Here is a 19,459-nt window from a genome sequence, read left to right on the forward strand (position 1 = left end):
CGTTGGATTGTATAAAAAATGTGTTATTGATACTATTTTTCAAAGAATAGTATCCAGTCATAAAAATGTAGGAATATAATGGTACGCCAACACACACTTAAAAACATTATTCGAGCAACTGGAGTGGGATTGCACTCTGGCGAGAAAGTGTATTTGACACTAAAGCCTGCACCTGTGAATACAGGTATTGTATTTGTTCGTACAGACTTGGATCCAGTTGTAGAGATTCATGGTGATGCGCGAGCAGTCGGATCAACAAATTTTGCTACAGCTTTATGTCAGGGTGATGTGAAGGTAAGTACTGTAGAGCATTTGTTGTCTGCAATGGCTGGTTTGGGTGTAGATAACGCTTATGTAGAAGTGAGTGCTAGTGAAATTCCTCTTATGGATGGAAGTGCTAGCCCTTTTGTTTTTCTTCTGCAATCGGCAGGCCTAGAGGCTCAGAATGCACCAAAAAGATTTATTCGAGTTAAGAAACCTATTCGAGTAGATGAAGGTGATAAGTTTGCTTCTCTTGAGCCTCATTCGGGATTTCGGTTGTCTTTCACAATTGACTTTCAACATCCGGCTATTGGTGAGGATGTTCAAAGTACATCATTTGATTTTTCAACGACCACTTTTGTAAAAGAGATTAGTCGTGCGAGAACATTTGGTTTTATGAAAGATCTTGAATACTTTAAGAATAACAACCTTGCTCGTGGTGCAAACATGGAAAATGCCATCGTATTAGATGACTACCGTGTGCTAAATGATGAAGGTTTACGCTACCGAGATGAATTGGTGCGTCATAAAATTTTGGATGCGATCGGTGATCTTTATCTTCTTGGTCATAGCTTGATTGGTGAGTATAAGGCTTACAAATCAGGTCATGCTTTGAATAATAAGCTATTGCTTGCTCTGCTTGAGCATCAGGATGCTTGGGAATATGTTGTTTTCGAAGATGAAGCGCAAACGACACCAATTTCTTATGTGGAACCTGCTTTTGTTGGTGCTTAGTAAGTGATTAATTCTTGATCGAATCTTTAAAAACCAGACTATATGTCTGGTTTTTTTGTATTTAGGTCCTTGATATTTCATGTTTTGTCACACATTACCATGATAGACTGTCTTTATTACTAATTGGCTACGATGAGTTCAAGATGTTAGGAACTGTAATTAAAAAAATTGTCGGCACAAAGAATGACCGAGAAGTTAAACGATATAGAAAAGTCGTTGCACAGATAAACCAGCTTGAAGAATCTTTCCACAAATTATCTGATGATGATTTGTCAGGGAAAACAAGCGAGTTTCGTGATCGTCTCGCAAAAGGTGAGTCTTTAGAATCTATTTTGCCTGAGGCTTTTGCGGTGGTACGAGAAGGCAGTAGCCGTGTTATGGGTATGCGCCATTTCGATGTGCAGCTCATTGGTGGCATGGTTCTTAATGAAGGTAAAATTGCTGAAATGCGTACAGGCGAAGGGAAAACGCTTGTAGCAACACTGGCTGTTTACTTAAATGCTTTGTCTTCCAAAGGTGTTCACGTTGTTACGGTGAATGATTATCTGGCTAAGCGTGATGCTAACTGGATGCGACCTTTATATGAATTTTTAGACATGAGTGTTGGTGTGGTTTTCTCTGGTCAAGATCGTGACGAGAAGAAAGCAGCATACTTGTGTGATATTACTTATGGTACCAATAACGAGTTCGGTTTTGACTATCTTCGCGACAATATGGTTTTTCGTTTAGAAGATCGTGTTCAGCGTGATTTAAACTTCTCTGTAGTGGATGAAGTGGACTCCATTCTGATAGATGAGGCTAGAACTCCCCTCATTATCTCGGGCGCGGTTGAGGATAGCTCTGAGCAGTACCGTAAAATTAATCAACTTGCTCCTTTATTGGTTAAGCAGGAAGATATTGAAGGTGAAGAGCCAACAGGTCATTACGTTTTTGATGAGTCTCAGCGCAGTATTGAATTGACGGAAGATGGTCATTCTTTTGTTGAGGATTGGCTGGTTGAGCAGGGTTTGTTGGGTGAGGGTGAAAGTCTTTATGCGGCTGGGAACCTTTCTCTATTGCATCATGTTCATGCTTGTTTGAAAGCGCATGTTATTTTTAAGAAGAATGTTGATTATGTGATTCAGGGAGACCAAATCGTCATTGTTGATGAGCATACAGGTCGAACTATGGCTGGTCGTCGTTGGTCTGAAGGTATTCATCAGGCGGTAGAAGCTAAAGAGGGTGTGACTATTCAAGCAGAAAGTCAGACGTTGGCTTCGACAACTTTCCAGAATTACTTCCGTTTATATGAAAAGCTATCTGGTATGACCGGTACAGCTGATACGGAAGCGTTTGAGTTTCAGCAAATTTACGGGTTATCCGTTATTGTTATTCCTACAAACCGCCAGGTTCAGCGTAAAGACTTCAATGATTTAATTTATATGTCTACTGAAGACAAATTTGAAGCGATTGTGTTGGATATTGAAGAAATTGTTAAGCAGGGTCGTCCAGTATTGGTTGGTACTGCGTCTATTGAATATTCAGAGCTTTTATCAAATTACCTGCTTGAAAAAGACGTGAAGCATAATGTTCTTAATGCTAAGCAGCATGAGCGTGAGGCTGAAATTGTTGCTGATGCTGGTCGACCTGGTGCGGTAACAATTGCTACTAACATGGCCGGTCGTGGTACAGATATTGTATTGGGTGGTAATTTGCAAGTTGAGTTAGCTCAACTAGGTGAAAATGCTAGCCAAGAAAGTATTGATGCGCTTAAGGCTGATTGGAAGTCTCGTAATGAGTCAGTTTTGGCAGCAGGTGGTTTGCATATTATAGGCACTGAGCGTCACGAGTCGCGTCGTATTGATAACCAGTTGCGTGGTCGTGCTGGCCGTCAAGGTGATGTTGGTTCTTCACGCTTTTATTTGTCTTTAGAAGATAATCTAATGCGTATCTTCATGTCTGATCGTATCAAGAAAATGATGATGGCGCTTGGGATGGAGAAGGGTGAGGCCATTGAACATAAGATGGTTTCAAATGCGATTGAAAAAGCGCAGCGTAAAGTTGAAGGTCGTAACTTTGATATTCGTAAGCAATTGCTTGAATATGATGATGTGGCAAACGATCAGCGCCAAGTAATTTATCGTCAGCGTTTTGATATGATGGTATCTGAAGATCTCTCTGAAGCTATTTCTGCAATGCGAGAAGAAGTTGTTACCAGTTTGATTGATGAATTTATTCCGCCTCAAAGTATCTTTGATATGTGGGATCTTGAGGGATTGGAAGATAAGTCTCGTAATGAGTTTGGTCTGGAGCTGCCTGTTGCTAAGTGGGTTGAAGAAGATAAGAAACTATATGAAGAGCCTCTGCGCCAGAAAATACTAGATACATTTGTCAGTGATTATCAGGCTAAAGAAGAAATTGCTGGTGCGCAGTCATTTAGGGCTTTTGAAAAGCAAGTGCTATTACAGGTTCTTGATACTTTATGGAAAGAGCATCTTCAGACAATGGATATGCTTAGGCAAGGCATTCACTTACGTGGTTACGCACAAAAGAATCCTAAGCAGGAATATAAGCGTGAGTCGTTTGAGTTATTTCAAGGTTTGCTAGAACAAATCAAATATGAAGTGATTCAAATTATTACTCGTGTAAAAGTTCAGTCTGCTGAAGAGGCTGAGAAAATAGAAGAAGCCCGTAGAAAGCAAGAAGAGAAAACGACTGTTAATATGATTCATGATTCATTGAATTCATTGGCTGAAGATTCTTTATTGTCTACAGATGGGGCTCAAGAGTTCCCTAAAGTGGGTCGAAATGAGCCTTGCCCATGTGGTTCAGGTAAAAAATACAAACAGTGTCACGGTAGTCTTATTTAACTGGAGAAAGTTTAAATGGCTGTAGGGTTACATGATTTTCCTCTTATTCCAGAAATAAAAGGAATTAGAATTGGTGTTGCGGAAGCTGGAATTAAAAAGCCCAACAAGAAAGATGTTGTGATTTTTGAATTATGCGAAGGCGCATCTGTTGCTGGTGTTTTTACTCAGAATGCTTTTTGTGCGGCGCCTGTGCGTATTTGTCAAAAGCATTTAGGTTTGGCAGGCAGTCGTTATTTGCTGATCAATACAGGTAACGCTAATGCTGGCACTGGAAAATCAGGTCTTGAGACAGCTCTAAAGACTTGTGAAGCTTTGGCTAATGAAACTGGTGTAAGTGTAGAGGCTATTTTGCCTTTCTCAACTGGTGTTATTGGTGAGCCTTTGCCAGTGGCGAAAATTGTTGCGGCGATTCCTTCAGCTCTTGCCAATTTATCTGCTGATAATTGGCGTTCTGCAGGTGTTGGTATCATGACGACTGATACTTTACCAAAAGGCTCTATTCGCACTTTCGAATTTGACGGTCTAACTTATAGTATCGCCGGTATTTCGAAGGGTGCTGGTATGATTCGCCCTAACATGGCAACTATGTTGGGTTATGTTTGCAGTGATATCGCAATGGATGTGGATGTTCTTCAGTCGATATTGAAAGATGTTGTAAATAAGAGCTTTAACCGTATTACTGTTGATAGCGATACATCTACGAACGATTCTTGTATTGCTGTGGCAACTGGTATGGCTGGAAATACGAAGGTGACTTCTGTTGATGAGCCTTTGGCTCAAGCTTTTATAGTTGCCTTTACAGAGGTTATGCAAGAGTTGGCTCATGCTATTGTTCGTGATGGTGAAGGTGCGACTAAGTTTGTTACGGTAGAAGTGGTTGGCGCTGTTATTGAATCTGATGCCACGAAAGTTGCGTTTGAAATTGCACACTCGCCTCTAGTTAAGACTGCATTGTTTGCTTCTGATCCAAATTGGGGGCGAATTTTAGCGGTTGTTGGTCGTGCAGGTGTTGAAGGTTTGGATGTTGATCGCGTACAGCTTCATATAAATGGTTTTGAAGTTGCTCGTGATGGTGGTCGTTCTCCTGATTATCTCGAAGAGCACGGTAAGCAGGCTATGGCGCCTCAAGAAATCCATATTGTGCTTGATTTGGGTATGGGGGTTGAGTCTGATATTGTTTGGACGACAGATTTTTCTCATGAGTATGTCACTATTAATGCTGAGTACCGTACCTAATGTTGGTTAGAGTTGCTGTTGGTATTATTCTTCGTGGTGGTGCGGTTTTCATTGCTCTTCGTAACTCAAATCAGCATCAAGGTGGTTTGTGGGAGTTTCCGGGGGGGAAGTGCGAGTCTTCTGAGTCTGCTGAGAAGGCTTTAGCTAGAGAGTTGAAAGAAGAATGTGGTATTGCTGTAACTGAGAGTTCTTTCTATAAAACGATATCTCATGATTATGGTGATAAGCAGGTCGAGCTTTGCTTCTATAAGGTAACAGGTTTTGATGGTGAGCCAGAGGGGAGTGAAGGTCAGACGGTAAGTTGGGTGGCTATTTCTAATTTGTCGACGTATCGTTTTCCTGAGGCTAATCAGCAAATTGTTTCTGAGTTGATGGCGGCGGTCTGATTTAAGATTGCCAATGTTTGGTTTAAAAAAAGAGCTTCATTTTGAAGCTCTTTTTTTGTTTTTAATCTTTGAATTGAGCTTTGATAAAAAGGTTAAGCGATTTGGTTGTTAATTTAGGATTTTCGCCAATAGCTTTCTTACTACGCTTGGTTCAAAGGGCTTTCCGCAGATCGCATCAACACCTTCTTGGGCGATATTTGATAGTTGGCTATCTTCTGAGTTTGAGCTCACCATTAGTATGGGGATGTGTGCTAATGCAGGGTCTAATCTAACTGCTTCGGTTAGTTCTCTGCCATCCATTTCTGGCATGTTGTAGTCTGTAACAATAAGGTCAAACTCCATTTCGTTAAGGAGTGCAATTGCTTCTTTGCCATTTTCTGCGAATTGTATATCCTCAATTCCCATTGTGTTTAGTGTTTTGCTTACATGCTTTCGTGCCATCCGGCTGTCATCTGTAACCAGTACGCGAAGGCTTTTTGGGTCGAACATTTCTAAGTCAATTTCTTCCTCAACGATAAGGTCTAAGGTCGCGTGAATGGCGCGAGTTAGGTCTTTTTGGTTGAATGGCTTGGGGAGGATAGCGAGTACGCCAGATTGTCTTAGGTGTTCTAAATGATCTCTATTTCTTTCGCTAGAGATTAGCATAAAGCACTGATTTTCAGTTTCTTCATTGTTTCTGATTCGATCAATGAGGTCATTGGCTGAGCCATCAGGGAGATACATTGAAGATATTACAAGGTCGGGTGGAAAAGAAGAGAGTGACTCGATAGTTTCTTGGATGTTGTTTGCGTATGCAATTTGCTTTATTCCGGCTTCTTCAAGTGCTTTGGTGATAACTTTCCTTTGCATGTCTGATGGTTCTACGAGAAGAAAGGAGAGGTCGCTTATTGCTGCATAAGTACTCATATTGTAAAGCCGCCTATATATTTTGTGTTGATACTACTTTTGCCAAGAATATTTAAGGTTAGTGATTGCTTATAGTTAATTCTATTATACTAAATAGGTTAACATGTTTTATCTAGTTTATTTGAGTGATAGGGGTGTGAATGTCGACGGCGAGTGCGTGTCATATTTTGGTTAAGACGAAAGCAGAAGCGGAATCCTTAAAATTGAAATTGGATAAAGGTGCTGACTTTCATAAATTGGCCAAGCAATTTTCTACTTGTCCTTCTGGTAAGAAGGGTGGAGATCTTGGTGAATTTCGTAAAGGGGATATGGTGCCGGCTTTTGATAAGGCGGTTTTCGGTGGCCCTTTATATAAGATTCAAGGGCCTATTAAAACGCAATTTGGTTTCCATCTTATAAAAGTGTTGTATCGTTCTTAAATGTATTTAAGGAGAGATTTATGAGTAATGTTATTCAACTTGATGACTCTTATTTTGTTGCGCCTCAATTAGTCGAGGCTGATTTGGCCTCACTTAAATCGCAAGGCTTTGAGCGAATTATTAATAATCGGCCAGAAGCGGAATCTGCTGATCAGCCTTCTGGTGAAAGTATTCGTGCTGCTGCTGAAGCGTTGGGTATGGAGTATGTGAGTAACTCAATAGATTTGTCTAAATTATCTCAAGAGCAAGTTGATTTTCAAAGTGCTGCTTTGCTTGAGGATAAGAAGACGCTGGCTTTTTGTCGGACTGGTACTCGATCTTCAGTGTTATGGGTGTTGTTAGAGAATGGTAAGGGCGGTAACTCTAGTGATTTGATATCTTACGTATCGGGTAAGGGCTTTGATCTCTCTCGTTGCTCTATGGCTATGGCGCCTTTGTTAAAAGTATAGATTCTAATCGGTTTCTTGTATAAAAGTAGTATTGGTAAATTATGGTTAGTCGTCCATCGTTAGAAACTGCCACAGCGTCAGATCCTGATCGGTTTGTTGAGCCGCTAGAGCTTGGTAAACGTGTGAAGGAAATTCGTTTAGCGAAAGGCTGGACGCTGGAAGAGGTGGGAAAAAGAACAGGAATAGCTCGGTCAACGTTATCGAAAATCGAGAATGATCAAGTTTCGCCAAGCTTCACTATTGTGCAGAAGTTGATTAATGGTTTGGAAATGGATCTGCCGCAGCTTTTTGTTGAGGCGAGTGAGCATTCTATTGCAGGGCGCCGAGATATTACTCGTAAAGGAAAAGGGGAGCCGCATCCAACGGCAACTTATGAACATGAGTTGTTAAATTATTCTATAAGCCGTAAGAAAATGGTTCCTTTTAAGACAACTGTAAGAGCTCGATCCTTTGCTGAATTTAAAGAATGGGTTCGTCATGATGGCGAGGAGTTTTTATTGGTTTTGCAAGGTAAAATTAATTTTTTCTCTGAACTCTATGAGCCGATTGAATTAAAAGAAGGTGATAGTGTGTATTATGATGCCACTATGGGGCACGCGGTCGTTTCCTTGTCGCTAAAAGACGCGGAAATCCTTTGGGTTGTTGCTCGTTAATATATATTAAAAAATAATGAATAGAATAAGGTTGTAGAAAATTATGTCACAGTGGAACGTAACAAGTTGGAGAGAAAAAACGGCGCTACAACAGCCTGTTTATCCTAATGCAGAACATTTGGCTCAAGTTGAAAATACATTAGGAAAAATGCCTCCTCTTGTTTTTGCGGGTGAGGCGCGCCAGCTTAAAAAAGCTTTAGCGCAAGTGGCCAATAGGCAGTCATTTTTGCTGCAAGGTGGTGATTGTGCTGAAAGTTTTGCTGAGTTCCACGCTAATAATATTCGCGATACGTTTAAAGTTATGCTGCAAATGGCGGTTGTGTTGACTTATGCGGGTAAATGCCCCGTTGTAAAGGTTGGGCGCATGGCTGGGCAGTTTGCTAAGCCGAGATCGTCAGGTAGTGAAGTAATTGGTGGTATTGAATTGCCAAGTTACCGTGGTGATATCATCAATGGTATTGATTTTACTGAACAGGCAAGGGTTCCAGACCCTGAGCGTTTGGTGCAAGTTTACAATCAAAGTGCTTCAACAATGAACTTGCTTCGAGCTTTTGCTCAGGGTGGATTTGCAGATTTACATCAAGTGCATCAATGGAATTTGGACTTTTTGAATACGAGTCCAGCGGGTAGTCGTTTCCAGGGTGTGGCTGATAAGATTGATGATGCGCTTCAATTTATGGAGGCGTGCGGTATTGGCCCTGGTTTGGCTCAGTTAAAAGAGACGGATTTTTATACTTCCCACGAGGCGTTGTTGTTGCCTTATGAACAGGCTTTGACTCGTAAAGATAGCTTGACTGGTGAGTGGTATGATTGTTCTGCGCACATGTTATGGATTGGAGATCGTACTCGTCAATTGGATGGTGCTCACGTAGAGTTTTTACGTGGTGTGCAAAACCCAATTGGTGTAAAGGCTGGTCCTACTATGGATCCAGAAGATTTACTAAGATTGTGTGATGTGTTGAATCCAAATAATGAAGCAGGTCGTTTGAATATTATTGTGCGTATGGGTGCAGATAAAGTTGAAGACGGCATGCCTAAGCTCATTCAAGCAATTCAGCGCGAAGGTAAGCAGGTTGTGTGGAGTAGTGATCCGATGCACGGTAATACTGTTAAAGCGTCTACGGGTTATAAGACTCGACGTGTTGATGACGTGTTGAGAGAAGTTCAGCAATTCTTCCAGGTTCATAATGCTGAGGGGAGTTATGCGGGTGGAGTTCACTTTGAAATGACAGGGCAGAATGTTACCGAGTGTGTTGGTGGTGCGTTTGAGGTGACTGAGGCGGACTTAGCTGACAGATACCATACTCATTGCGATCCACGCTTAAATGCCGATCAGTCTTTGGAGTTGGCGTTTATGATTTCAGAGACGCTTAAGAAAGCTAGGGCTTAATTTCTGCTCATTTGTTTTGTAAAATTTAAATAGACAAGATTTAGATATTAAAAAAGCTCAGTTATTAATTTAACTGAGCTTTTTTGTATCTAATTTTTCAGATTAACTTTTACGGCGACGAAATGCGGATGAGGCAGATTTGGATGTCACATCAATTTTTGCCATGATGAGAGCCATTTCTTCTGCTTCTGCTTGCTGCTGTGATTTTAATTTTTCTTCACGTTCTTTTTTTGATGCTTTCTCAGCTTCGCTTAGCATCTTCTGGATGCTGGCCTTGCTTTTGGTGCGAGCTGGTGCTTTTTTCTTTTCTGCGGCTGCTGCGGCGAGTGGGGTGCCTAATCTGTCTTCACCGATGAGTTCGCCAAAGAATGATTTTGTTGTTGGGGCTGGCTCAAGTGTTTTTTTTGGGAGTTCAACAGTCTTTTTTGTGGCTACTTTTCTTGTTTTCTTGGGCTGTTCTGCTGTCGATACGCCATTAGCATCAAATAATGCTTTTTTGCCTAGATTTAGATTTGTGGCTTTTTCCGCTGTCTGTGCAATCTTATAGCCGCGTAAGCTCTCACCGTTATAAATAGAAATGTAGTCTGTTTCTAATTCATACAGTTCTTCTTTGTCGCTTGTTTCAAATAGTTCTTCAACTGTAAAAGCTTCAACGCCATTCTCCCTAATGTCGTTGTATAAAGGGAAGTCTAAACCTTCGCTAGTTGCTTCTACGTATTGTTCGAAACGTTGAAAGCCACTATTGAAAGACGTTCCAATGTAGTGTTTGCCGGAGATGTTATTTGTGATTTTAAAAACGACCAAAATCGCTGCCTCTTACGTAATATCTTTTTAATAGCACATAAACCCCATTCACCAGAGGTGACCCAAAGGTGAATGGGGTTTATAAGAAATAGGGTTAGTGTTTTACGACGATGTTAAGACCGTCACGAACGTTCAGATGAACGTTTTCAACTCGATTGTCTTGCGCGATTAGGCGGTTGACTTGGTTGACAGCAATATCGCTGTTTTCTTTCGGGTCTAGAACTCTTCCTTGCCATAGGGAGTTATCAATAATGATAAGGCCACCAGATCTAACAAGCGGTAGTACTGCTTCGTAGTAATTTAGGTAGTTACGTTTATCGGCATCAATAAAGACAAAGTCGAATTCCCCTTCAAGGGATTCGATCGTATCGAGAGCGGGTCCAAAAATCGCTTTGATTTTTTTACCATGCTCGCTGCGATCAAAAAAAGACTGAGCGAATTCAATTGCTCTGGGATTGGTTTCACAACAAATAAGCTCACCACTTGCAGGCATGCCTTCTGCGATAGACAATGCTGAATATCCAGTAAACATGCCAATTTCTAACGCGCGCTTGGGTTGTGCTATTTTTGCCAGAAGCTTCAGCGTACGGCCGATGGTTTTTCCTGATAACTTATTTGGGTAGCCCATATCAGAGTAGGTTTTTTCAACCAGCTCAATTAATAGGTCAGGTTCTGCTTGAGTCGTCTCAATGCAGTAGTCGTCAAGATTATTGAGATCCATAGTGCCTTTTGATAAATGAAGTCTGTGTGAAACGGATGCTAATTTTACTCCGCATGCTGAGAATGTCTATGGCTTAATGATAGAAAAAGGGCTTGATTTTTGTCGATGGCCGTTACACGGTGAAAAAGAGGGTATTTAAATTAGATTCGCATGAATAATCGAAAAATGATAATTTATGCGCTGAAATTTACATGTGCTCTTTGGTATGGAGCACCACTGACTCCGATAGGGGAATAAAATGCCTGTAATTACTTTGCCTGATGGCAGCCAACGCTCTTTCTCAAACCCAGTAACTGTTATGCAGGTCGCCGAGGATATTGGTCCTGGTTTGGCTAAAGCGACGGTTGCAGGTCGAATAGATGGCCAACTTGTTGATGCGTGCGAACTTATTTCTGATGACGCTAAATTGAGCATCATTACGGGGAAGGACCCTGAAGGTGTAGAGATAATTCGTCACTCTTTTGCTCACCTTGTTGGTCATGCGGTTAAGCAGTTGTATCCGACAGCAGAAATGGCAATCGGTCCTGTGATTGATGAAGGTTTCTACTACGACATAGCATACGAGCGTCCTTTTACGCCTGATGATTTGGCGGCCATTGAAAAGCGCATCGGTGAATTGGTTAAGACGGATTATGATGTTGTTAAGAAAATGACGCCTATAGCCGATGCTCGTCAGCAGTTTGTTGATCGTGGAGAAACTTATAAGGTTGCTTTGATTGATGATATGGATGAGTCGACAAAAGAGGTTGGCCTGTATCATCACGAAGAATACATGGATATGTGCCGTGGACCGCATGTGCCAAATACCCGTGTATTACGTCATTTCAAATTGATGAAGCTGGCTGGTGCATACTGGCGCGGTGATTCCAATAATGAAATGTTGCAGCGTATTTACGGTACTGCCTGGAACGATAAGAAAGAATTAAAGGGTTATTTGACGCGCATTGAAGAAGCGGAGAAACGTGACCACCGTAAGTTAGGTAAGAAGCTAGACCTTTTTCATCTTCAAGAAGAAGCTCCAGGCATGGTGTTCTGGCATCCTAAAGGATGGCGTTTATATCAAGCTGTTGAGCAATATATGCGTCAGAAGCAGCTTGATAATAATTACCAAGAAGTAAAAACACCTCAGATCGTAGACCGTGTGCTTTGGGAAAAGTCAGGTCATTGGGGTAAGTATCATGAAAACATGTTTACCACGCATTCTGAAAACCGTGATTACGCTGTTAAGCCGATGAACTGTCCTTGTCATATACAAGTGTACAACCAAGGGCTTAAAAGTTACCGTGATCTGCCGTTTCGTATGGCTGAATTTGGTTCATGCCACCGTAATGAGCCTTCAGGTGCATTGCATGGTATTATGCGTGTACGTAACTTTGTTCAAGATGATGGGCATATCTTTGTAACAGAAGGGCAGATTCAGCAAGAAGTATCTGAGTTTATCGATCTGTTGCATGAGGTTTATGCAGATTTCGGTTTTGATAATATTGTTTATCGCTTGTCTACTCGTCCTGAGCAGCGCGTTGGCTCTGATGAAGTTTGGGATAAGGCTGAAAAGGCGTTGTCTGAAGCGTTGGACTCTGCAGGGCTGGATTGGGAGGAGTTACCTGGAGAGGGGGCGTTTTATGGTCCTAAAATTGAGTTTTCTCTGAAAGATGCCATTGGCCGAGTGTGGCAATGTGGTACTATTCAGGTTGATTTCTCGATGCCAACTCGCTTAGGTGCGCAATATGTATCGGAAGATGGCTCTCGTCAAACGCCAGTTATGTTGCATCGTGCGATTGTTGGATCGCTTGAGCGTTTCATTGGTATTTTGATCGAAGATACAGAAGGTGCCTTTCCGGTCTGGCTTGCGCCTGAACAAGTTGTTATCATGAACATTACTGATCGCCAGGCAGACTATTGTTCTGTTTTGGAAAAAAGATTGAATTCAAATGGCTTTAGAGCAAAACTTGACTTGAGAAACGAGAAGATCGGGTTTAAAATCCGCGAGCATACTCTTCAACGAGTGCCGTATATGATTGTCGTTGGTGATAAAGAAGTGGAGCAGCAACAGGTTGCTGTTCGTACTCGCACCGGCGAAGACCTTGGAGTGATGAGTATTTCCGATTTTGAAGGTTTGCTTCAACAAGAGATTGCTCGCCGTAGCCGTAAACAAGAAGTGGAGATAGTACTATAAAAGGTAATATGAATCGTGGGCGTGCAGCTAGTAAGCAGCGCCCTCAAATCAACGAGAACATTCGAGCAACTGAAGTGCGTTTAATCGCAGCTGATGGTGAACAAGTTGGCGTTGTCTCTCTAGAAGAGGCACTAAAAGCAGCTCAAGAAGCTACTTTAGATCTAGTGCAAATTGCTGATTCAGATCCGATTGTTTGCAAAATCATGGACTACGGTAAGCATATTTTCGAAGCGAAGAAAGCGAAAGCTGCTCAAAAGAAAAATGCGAAGCAGATCCAAGTTAAAGAAATGAAATTCCGTCCAGGGACGGAGGAAGGGGATTATCAGGTAAAACTCCGCAACCTGATACGTTTCCTTGAAGGCGGGGATAAGGCCAAAGTATCACTACGATACCGCGGTCGTGAAATGGCCCATCAGGAGCTTGGCATGCAGCTTATGAATCGAGTCGCAATAGACTTAGAGGATTATGGTGTAGTAGAACAAGCCGCGAAAATGGAAGGTCGTCAATTGACGATGGTGCTAGGCCCCAAAAAGAAGAAGTAATTTTAAATAATTTAGCTTTAAGAGCTTCGGCTCTTAAAGACTGATTTATTAAGAAATTACACTAACATTAACGAATGCGAGAGTGGTTTTATCATGTCCAAAATTAAGTCACACAGTGGCGCAGCTAAGCGCTTCAAACGTACCGCGAATGGTTTTAAGCATAAGCAGTCTCATACTAGTCACATTTTGACTAAGAAATCGACTAAGCGTAAGCGTCATCTTCGTTCTATGAACCAGATTGCGCAAAGCGACAAAGCGTTAATTGTACGCATGTTGCCATACATCTAAGTCTAGATTTTTTTAGTTCATTAATTTATTAGTATAAGGTTTATATTATGCCTCGCGTAAAACGTGGTGTTCAGGCTCGTCGCCGTCACAAGAAGATTTTAAAGCAAGCTAAAGGTTACTACGGTGCACGTAGTCGTGTATTTCGTGTAGCAAAACAAGCTGTTATCAAAGCTGGTCAGTATCAGTACCGTGACCGTCGTCAGCGTAAACGTCAATTCCGCGCATTGTGGATTGCTCGTATTAACGCTGCTGCACGTATCAATGGTCTATCTTACAGCCGTTTCATTGCTGGCTTGAAACAAGCTGCAATTGAAATCGACCGTAAGGTTTTGGCTGACCTAGCTGTGTACGAGAAAGAAGTTTTTGCTGCTATCGTTGAAAAAGCGAAAGTAAGCTTGGCTTAATTTCTGACGTAGCCTTAGGGTGATTCGATCTTGAAAGATTTCGTCTTAAAAGAAAGAATTACTCAATGCAGTCTTTGATAGGGGAAGAGCCAATGGTTCTTCCCCTATTTTATTTTTTGGAGTGTGTAAATGGAGAACCTAAAGCAGATTCTTGCTGATGCGCTAAGCGCAGTAGCTGCGTCTGAGAGTGAGTCCGCACTGGATGATGTACGTGTGCATTATTTAGGTAAGAAGGGCGCTCTGACTGCTTTGTTGAAGCAACTTGGTAATGTTTCTGCAGAGGAACGACCAAAATTTGGTCAGCTGGTCAATGAAGCAAAAGATCAAGTTCAGGAAAAAATTACTGAGCGTAAATCATCTCTTGCGAAAGCGGCGTTAGACGCCAAGCTTGCGACTGAGACGATTGATATCTCCTTATCTGGTAAAGGTCAAGAAGTGGGTGGTTTGCATCCAGTGACTCGAACAATGGAGCGTATTGAAACCTTTTTTCGTGGTATTGGCTTTGATGTGGCTTCAGGGCCAGAAATTGAAGACGATTATCATAACTTTGAAGCTCTAAACATTCCTGCGCATCATCCTGCGCGAGCAATGCAAGATACCTTCTACTTTAATCCGTCAACCGTACTAAGAACGCATACATCTCCTGTTCAAGTGCGCACAATGGAAACGACGCAGCCGCCAATTCGAATTATTTGTCCTGGTCGTGTTTATCGTTGTGATTCAGATCAAACTCATACTCCTATGTTTCATCAGGTTGAAGGTTTGTTAATTGACGAAAATATTTCCTTTGCTGATCTAAAGGGTATTTTGCAACAGTTTTTAAACGTCTTCTTTGAGGATGATTTAAAAGTGCGCTTCCGTCCTAGCTATTTCCCGTTCACTGAACCTTCAATCGAAGTAGACATTATGCGCACAAACAGCAAGGGCGAAGAGTCTTGGCTGGAAGTGTTGGGTTGTGGCATGGTTCACCCGAAAGTGCTTGAAATGTCAGGAATTGATTCCGAGAAATATACAGGTTTTGCTTTTGGTATGGGCGTAGAGCGTTTTGCTATGCTGCGCTATAAAGTAGACGACCTTCGTATGTTCTTCGAGAACGATTTGCGCTTCCTTAAACAGTTCAAGTAACCAGTCGACCTAGGATGTTTTTATGAAAATTAGTGAGAATTGGCTAAGAGAGTGGGTCAATCCAGACATCAGTAGCGATGATTTGGTTGCTCAGATAACGTTAGCTGGCCTTGAAGTGGATGAGGTTTTACCTGCTGCCTCTGAGTTTTCGGGTGTAGTAGTGGGTGAGATTATCGGTGCAGAGCCTCATCCGAACGCTGATAAATTGCAAGTATGTCAGGTGTCTGATGGCAAAGAGATCTTTCAGGTGGTTTGTGGTGCGCCAAATGCGCGTCTAGGTATCAAAATTCCTTTTGCTAAAATTGGCGCAGTGTTAGGTGCTGATTTTAAAATTAAAAAAGCCAAGCTTCGCCAAGTGGAGTCTTTTGGTATGTTGTGCTCTGCCTCTGAATTGGGGTTGAGTGATGACCATGATGGTATTATGGAGTTGCCAGCTGTTGCTAAAGCAGGCGAAGACTTTCGTGCTTTTTTAGGTCTTGATGATCAGATAATTGATGTTGATCTGACGCCTAATCGCAGTGACTGTCTAAGTGTTGCTGGTTTGGCTCGCGAAGTGGGTGTTTTAAATAAAACTGATGTGACACCTGTTAGCGTCACTCCGGCTGACATTGCTATTGATGATGCTTTCCCTGTGAGAGTGGATGCGGCAGATGCTTGTCCTCGTTATTTGGGTCGTATTGTGCGTGGTGTTGATGTTAAAGCTCAGACTCCTTTATGGATGGTTGAGAAGCTCCGTCGCAGTGGTATTCGCTCAATTGATCCAATTGTAGATATCACTAATTATGTGATGCTTGAGTTGGGTCAGCCGATGCATGCCTTCGACTTGGCAAATTTGTCAGGTTCGATTGTTGTGCGAATGGCCAAAAAAGATGAAAAAATCGTCTTGCTTGATGGTCAGGAAGTGACACTTCGTGATGATACTTTGGTTATCGCTGATGAAAAATCACCACTAGCTATTGCTGGCATAATGGGTGGCGAAGGGTCTGGGGTTAACGAAGAGACGAAAGATATCTTTTTAGAGAGTGCTTTCTTTGCGCCATTGTCTTTGGCTGGTAAAGCGCGTTCTTATGGTTTGCATACAGATTCCTCTCATCGATTTGAGCGTGGCGTAGATGCAACTCTGCAAGAACGAGCAATTGAACGGGCTACTGCGCTAGTTGTAGAAATAGCTGGCGGTCAAGTTGGTCCAATTACGCATGCGGTTAATGAGGTTTCTTTGCCTGAAGCTGCATTAGTAACCCTGCGTCGTAAAAAGCTTGATCAGTATTTAGCAATGTCTATCGACAAAGATCTTGTGACAGATATTTTGACTCGTCTCGGTTTGGAGATGGTTGAGGTCACTGAGGAAGCTTGGACGACAAAAGCACCATCTCATCGCTTTGATATCGCTATAGAGGCTGATTTGATCGAAGAGGTTGCCCGCATCTACGGTTACGACAATCTTCCTTCTTCTATGCCTCAGGCTGCGGTCAACTTTACGCCTTTGTCAGAGACTAAAACTCAGATTCAAGTATTGCGTTCGATCTTGGTGTCACAGGGCTATCAAGAAGCGGTTACTTATAGCTTTATTGATCCTGTGTTGAGCAAGCAATTTCTACCTAACATCGAGCCTGTGCCATTGGCGAATCCTATTTCAGCAGACATGGGTGTAATGCGTCCAAGTTTGGTGCCGGGATTGGTTAAAGCGTATCTTTACAATCAGAATCGTCAGCAGTCGCGTGTTCGTTTATTTGAGACTGGTCGTCGTTTTATTGGTTCTGTTGAGGCTTTGGCTGATTTGGATCAGCAGCAGCAAGTGGCTGGCCTAATTGCAGGTACTCGTCATGCTGAAGCTTGGTATCACGGCAGTGAAAAGGTTGATTTCTATGACCTGAAGGCACACGTAGAAGCTTTGTTTGCTTTAAATGACGGCGGCAAGCCAACTTACGAGCGCTCTAATTGTGAGTTTTTACATCCCGGTCGCTCCGCTGATATCTTTTTGGATGGCAAGTTTGTTGGTTTGATAGGGGAGTTGCATCCTCAATTGTCTAAGACATTAGGTGCGAATCAACCTATCTATGTATTTGATATCGCTTTAAATGCTGTATTGAATGCAACTTTGCCTGAATATAAGGCTGTTTCTCGTTTCCCTGAAGTTCGTCGTGACCTGGCATTATTAGTTGATCGTTCTGTGCCTGTTAGTGAGTTGGAGAGAGTGATTTCTGCAACGGCTGGTGATGCACTTAAAAATGTATTGGTTTTTGATGTTTATCAGGGCCAAGGTATTGATGATACGAAAAAAAGTGTCGCTTTGGGCTTGACGTGGCAGCATCCTTCACACACTCTTAGTGATGAAGAAGTGAACAACTCAGTTGAACAAACTGTTGCAGCTTTGTCTGAGCAGTTGGGAGCCGTTGTAAGGGGGTAGATTTATGGGATCGTTGACAAAAGCGGACCTTGCTGAAAATTTAGTGGATTCAATTGGTCTAAGTAAAAAAGACGCCAAAGATCTTGTAGAAGGTTTTTTTGACGTAGTGCGTAGTTCACTAATAGAAAGACAGCAAGTTAAGTTGTCGGGCTTTGGTAATTTTGAAGTGCGCGAAAAGAGTCAGCGCCCTGGTCGAAATCCTAAGACGGGAGAGGAGATTCCAATTACTGCGCGTACCGTTGTTACTTTTCGACCTGGGCAGAAGCTTAAGTCAAAAGTAGAAGACTATATGCAAGAGTAGTTCGAAATGTTTCTAAAAAAGCCATCCACTGGGATGGCTTTTTTGTATCTAGCTGTTCAATGCGCCTATTTATCTAGTGTTGAGCCGTATAGTGTGTATCTTTGGTTAATAAGGCTAGTATGAAAAGTAGAATCATATTTAGATCAATGTTTAAGCGATAAACTCCTAAATTTCTAGCGTCATGATTAAATTGAAAAAAAGTTTATAAAAGTCTTCCCTTTTCAATTCGTTATAGTAATATACGCACCCGCTGACAGGGACAGAGTTTAACTCTTTAGCTGTTGGTTTCGGGGCGTAGCGCAGCCTGGTAGCGCACTAGCATGGGGTGCTAGTGGTCGCAGGTTCAAATCCTGCCGTCCCGACCAAAATTTGAGAAATGCCGCTATAGCTCAGTTGGTAGAGCATCTGACTTGTAATCAGAGGGTCCCGAGTTCGACTCTTGGTGGCGGCACCACTTCTTAAGAAGTTTGTAAAAGTGAACTGCGTCATGTAATGCCGCTATAGCTCAGTTGGTAGAGCATCTGACTTGTAATCAGAGGGTCCCGAGTTCGACTCTTGGTGGCGGCACCATTTACTTACTTAGGTTTGTAAATTAAAATTTGTTTTAGCGTTAAGCCGCTATAGCTCAGTTGGTAGAGCATCTGACTTGTAATCAGAGGGTCCCGAGTTCGACTCTTGGTGGCGGCACCACTTACTTAAGTTTGTAAATTAAAATTTGTTTTAGCGTTAAGCCGCTATAGCTCAGTTGGTAGAGCATCTGACTTGTAATCAGAGGGTCCCGAGTTCGACTCTTGGTGGCGGCACCACTTACTTAATAAAGTAAGCTGGAATAAAAACGTTAAACATCACCCGTCGTAGCTCAGTTGGTAGAGCATCTGACTTGTAATCAGAGGGTCCCGAGTTCGACTCTTGGTGGCGGCACCATAATTTGGTCGAAGTTTCTTTCTTTAGGAATGAAGAGTAGGAATAAAAAAAGATTTTGCTTTTATTAAAGCCGCTATAGCTCAGTTGGTAGAGCATCTGACTTGTAATCAGAGGGTCCCGAGTTCGACTCTTGGTGGCGGCACCACTTACTTAATAAAGTAAGCTGGAATAAAAACGTTAAACAATGATTGGGTGTGTAGCTCAGTTGGGAGAGCGTCGCCCTTACAAGGCGAATGTCGGGAGTTCGAACCTCTCCACACCCACCACTTACTAAGCAGTGGTACTTATGAATAATAAGTAAAGAGCTAGATTGTGTTGGAGTGGTAGTTCAGTTGGTTAGAATACCTGCCTGTCACGCAGGGGGTCGCGGGTTCGAGTCCCGTCCATTCCGCCATTACTTATTAGTTAAGTAAGGCAAAGAGTTAAATTTACGAGCGGGTGTGTAGCTCAGTTGGGAGAGCGTCGCCCTTACAAGGCGAATGT

18 protein-coding genes and 8 tRNA genes are annotated in these 19,459 nt (G+C 42.2%); 23 read left to right on the forward strand and 3 right to left on the reverse strand.

The features are described from left to right. Positions 1-78: 78 nt before the first annotated feature. From lpxC to mutT, 4 genes are all read left to right on the forward strand, one after another. The gene (lpxC, locus tag BUA59_RS15415; protein WP_072840584.1) at positions 79-996 is read left to right on the forward strand and encodes a UDP-3-O-acyl-N-acetylglucosamine deacetylase; all 918 of its coding nucleotides are present in this window, start codon (positions 79-81) and stop codon (positions 994-996) included. Between the two features lie 143 nt (positions 997-1,139). After that, entirely contained in the window at positions 1,140-3,845 is a 2,706-nt protein-coding gene (gene secA / locus BUA59_RS15420; RefSeq protein ID WP_072840585.1) for a preprotein translocase subunit SecA, read from the forward strand. Between the two features lie 15 nt (positions 3,846-3,860). After that, positions 3,861-5,081, forward strand: a complete 1,221-nt coding sequence (gene argJ, locus BUA59_RS15425) for a bifunctional glutamate N-acetyltransferase/amino-acid acetyltransferase ArgJ (RefSeq protein ID WP_072840586.1) — start codon at positions 3,861-3,863, stop codon at positions 5,079-5,081. Further along, a complete protein-coding gene (gene mutT / locus BUA59_RS15430; protein ID WP_072840587.1) occupies positions 5,081-5,467 on the forward strand; it encodes an 8-oxo-dGTP diphosphatase MutT in 387 nt (128 codons plus the stop codon). The genes argJ and mutT overlap by 1 nt, the downstream gene beginning before the upstream one ends. Positions 5,468-5,575: 108 nt before the next feature. On the opposite strand, the gene BUA59_RS15435 is transcribed toward mutT, so the two are convergent. Beyond that, positions 5,576-6,373, reverse strand: coding sequence for a response regulator (locus tag BUA59_RS15435; protein WP_072840588.1), 798 nt, complete (start codon positions 6,371-6,373; stop codon positions 5,576-5,578). 140 nt (positions 6,374-6,513) lie between these two features. On the opposite strand from BUA59_RS15435, the gene ppiC reads away from it, so the two are divergent. The 4 genes from ppiC to BUA59_RS15455 are packed head-to-tail and all read left to right on the forward strand — an operon-like array spanning position 6,514 to position 9,284. Beyond that, on the forward strand, positions 6,514-6,792 hold the full coding sequence (gene ppiC, locus BUA59_RS15440; protein WP_072840589.1) for a peptidylprolyl isomerase PpiC: 279 nt from the start codon (positions 6,514-6,516) through the stop codon (positions 6,790-6,792). A 20-nt stretch (positions 6,793-6,812) separates the two neighbouring features. Further along, positions 6,813-7,241, forward strand: coding sequence for a protein tyrosine phosphatase family protein (locus BUA59_RS15445; protein ID WP_072840590.1), 429 nt, complete (start codon positions 6,813-6,815; stop codon positions 7,239-7,241). Between the two features lie 41 nt (positions 7,242-7,282). Beyond that, positions 7,283-7,894, forward strand: a complete 612-nt coding sequence (locus BUA59_RS15450; protein ID WP_072840591.1) for a helix-turn-helix domain-containing protein — start codon at positions 7,283-7,285, stop codon at positions 7,892-7,894. Between the two features lie 43 nt (positions 7,895-7,937). After that, entirely contained in the window at positions 7,938-9,284 is a 1,347-nt protein-coding gene (locus tag BUA59_RS15455; protein ID WP_072840592.1) for a class II 3-deoxy-7-phosphoheptulonate synthase, read from the forward strand. 102 nt (positions 9,285-9,386) lie between these two features. Here the strand turns inward: BUA59_RS15455 and BUA59_RS15460 are convergent, their stop codons facing one another. Beyond that, positions 9,387-10,088 (reverse strand): GIY-YIG nuclease family protein, encoded by a 702-nt coding sequence (locus tag BUA59_RS15460; RefSeq protein WP_072840593.1) that lies wholly within the window; start codon positions 10,086-10,088, stop codon positions 9,387-9,389. Positions 10,089-10,182: 94 nt separating this feature from the next. Next, positions 10,183-10,809, reverse strand: coding sequence for an O-methyltransferase (locus tag BUA59_RS15465; protein WP_072840594.1), 627 nt, complete (start codon positions 10,807-10,809; stop codon positions 10,183-10,185). Between the two features lie 238 nt (positions 10,810-11,047). Here BUA59_RS15465 and thrS point away from each other — a divergent pair, with 238 nt between their 5' ends. From thrS to BUA59_RS15545, 15 genes are all read left to right on the forward strand, one after another. Continuing rightward, on the forward strand, positions 11,048-12,985 hold the full coding sequence (gene thrS, locus BUA59_RS15470) for a threonine--tRNA ligase (RefSeq protein WP_072840595.1): 1,938 nt from the start codon (positions 11,048-11,050) through the stop codon (positions 12,983-12,985). 8 nt (positions 12,986-12,993) lie between these two features. After that, positions 12,994-13,527: a translation initiation factor IF-3 gene (gene infC, locus BUA59_RS15475; RefSeq protein WP_072840596.1), complete on the forward strand. Its 534-nt coding sequence runs from the start codon at positions 12,994-12,996 to the stop codon at positions 13,525-13,527. Between the two features lie 93 nt (positions 13,528-13,620). Continuing rightward, positions 13,621-13,815: a 50S ribosomal protein L35 gene (rpmI, locus tag BUA59_RS15480; protein ID WP_012070284.1), complete on the forward strand. Its 195-nt coding sequence runs from the start codon at positions 13,621-13,623 to the stop codon at positions 13,813-13,815. 47 nt (positions 13,816-13,862) lie between these two features. Next, the gene (gene rplT, locus BUA59_RS15485) at positions 13,863-14,219 is read left to right on the forward strand and encodes a 50S ribosomal protein L20 (protein ID WP_012070283.1); all 357 of its coding nucleotides are present in this window, start codon (positions 13,863-13,865) and stop codon (positions 14,217-14,219) included. A 129-nt stretch (positions 14,220-14,348) separates the two neighbouring features. Continuing rightward, positions 14,349-15,344 (forward strand): phenylalanine--tRNA ligase subunit alpha, encoded by a 996-nt coding sequence (pheS, locus tag BUA59_RS15490; RefSeq protein WP_072840597.1) that lies wholly within the window; start codon positions 14,349-14,351, stop codon positions 15,342-15,344. 22 nt (positions 15,345-15,366) lie between these two features. Next, positions 15,367-17,751: a phenylalanine--tRNA ligase subunit beta gene (gene pheT, locus BUA59_RS15495; RefSeq protein WP_072840598.1), complete on the forward strand. Its 2,385-nt coding sequence runs from the start codon at positions 15,367-15,369 to the stop codon at positions 17,749-17,751. A 4-nt stretch (positions 17,752-17,755) separates the two neighbouring features. After that, positions 17,756-18,052, forward strand: a complete 297-nt coding sequence (locus BUA59_RS15500; protein WP_012070280.1) for an integration host factor subunit alpha — start codon at positions 17,756-17,758, stop codon at positions 18,050-18,052. Between the two features lie 288 nt (positions 18,053-18,340). Then, positions 18,341-18,417: transfer RNA gene (locus tag BUA59_RS15505), tRNA-Pro, on the forward strand. 13 nt (positions 18,418-18,430) lie between these two features. Beyond that, positions 18,431-18,506: transfer RNA gene (locus BUA59_RS15510), tRNA-Thr, on the forward strand. A gap of 40 nt (positions 18,507-18,546) precedes the next feature. After that, positions 18,547-18,622, forward strand: a tRNA-Thr gene (locus BUA59_RS15515). A 44-nt stretch (positions 18,623-18,666) separates the two neighbouring features. Beyond that, positions 18,667-18,742 (forward strand) — tRNA-Thr (locus BUA59_RS15520). A 40-nt stretch (positions 18,743-18,782) separates the two neighbouring features. Further along, positions 18,783-18,858 (forward strand) — tRNA-Thr (locus tag BUA59_RS15525). A 187-nt stretch (positions 18,859-19,045) separates the two neighbouring features. Further along, a tRNA-Thr gene (locus BUA59_RS15535) sits at positions 19,046-19,121 on the forward strand. A gap of 45 nt (positions 19,122-19,166) precedes the next feature. After that, a tRNA-Val gene (locus tag BUA59_RS15540) sits at positions 19,167-19,242 on the forward strand. Positions 19,243-19,293: 51 nt separating this feature from the next. Beyond that, positions 19,294-19,370: transfer RNA gene (locus BUA59_RS15545), tRNA-Asp, on the forward strand. Positions 19,371-19,459 lie beyond the last annotated feature (89 nt).

The sequence above is a fragment of the Marinomonas polaris DSM 16579 genome, assembly GCF_900129155.1.
Classification (GTDB): Bacteria; Pseudomonadota; Gammaproteobacteria; order Pseudomonadales; family Marinomonadaceae; genus Marinomonas; species Marinomonas polaris.

Coding starts and splice junctions, on each gene's coding strand:
- secA (WP_072840585.1), top strand. CDS start 1,140: ATGTTAGGAACTGTAATTAAAAAAATTGTCGGCACAAAGAATGACCGA.
- mutT (WP_072840587.1), top strand. CDS start 5,081: ATGTTGGTTAGAGTTGCTGTTGGTATTATTCTTCGTGGTGGTGCGGTT.
- pheS (WP_072840597.1), top strand. CDS start 14,349: ATGGAGAACCTAAAGCAGATTCTTGCTGATGCGCTAAGCGCAGTAGCT.
- thrS (WP_072840595.1), top strand. CDS start 11,048: ATGCCTGTAATTACTTTGCCTGATGGCAGCCAACGCTCTTTCTCAAAC.
- BUA59_RS15435 (WP_072840588.1), bottom strand. CDS start 6,373: ATGAGTACTTATGCAGCAATAAGCGACCTCTCCTTTCTTCTCGTAGAA.
- ppiC (WP_072840589.1), top strand. CDS start 6,514: ATGTCGACGGCGAGTGCGTGTCATATTTTGGTTAAGACGAAAGCAGAA.
- BUA59_RS15500 (WP_012070280.1), top strand. CDS start 17,756: ATGGGATCGTTGACAAAAGCGGACCTTGCTGAAAATTTAGTGGATTCA.
- pheT (WP_072840598.1), top strand. CDS start 15,367: ATGAAAATTAGTGAGAATTGGCTAAGAGAGTGGGTCAATCCAGACATC.
- rplT (WP_012070283.1), top strand. CDS start 13,863: ATGCCTCGCGTAAAACGTGGTGTTCAGGCTCGTCGCCGTCACAAGAAG.
- lpxC (WP_072840584.1), top strand. CDS start 79: ATGGTACGCCAACACACACTTAAAAACATTATTCGAGCAACTGGAGTG.
- BUA59_RS15450 (WP_072840591.1), top strand. CDS start 7,283: ATGGTTAGTCGTCCATCGTTAGAAACTGCCACAGCGTCAGATCCTGAT.
- BUA59_RS15465 (WP_072840594.1), bottom strand. CDS start 10,809: ATGGATCTCAATAATCTTGACGACTACTGCATTGAGACGACTCAAGCA.
- BUA59_RS15455 (WP_072840592.1), top strand. CDS start 7,938: ATGTCACAGTGGAACGTAACAAGTTGGAGAGAAAAAACGGCGCTACAA.
- rpmI (WP_012070284.1), top strand. CDS start 13,621: ATGTCCAAAATTAAGTCACACAGTGGCGCAGCTAAGCGCTTCAAACGT.
- BUA59_RS15445 (WP_072840590.1), top strand. CDS start 6,813: ATGAGTAATGTTATTCAACTTGATGACTCTTATTTTGTTGCGCCTCAA.
- argJ (WP_072840586.1), top strand. CDS start 3,861: ATGGCTGTAGGGTTACATGATTTTCCTCTTATTCCAGAAATAAAAGGA.
- infC (WP_072840596.1), top strand. CDS start 12,994: ATGAATCGTGGGCGTGCAGCTAGTAAGCAGCGCCCTCAAATCAACGAG.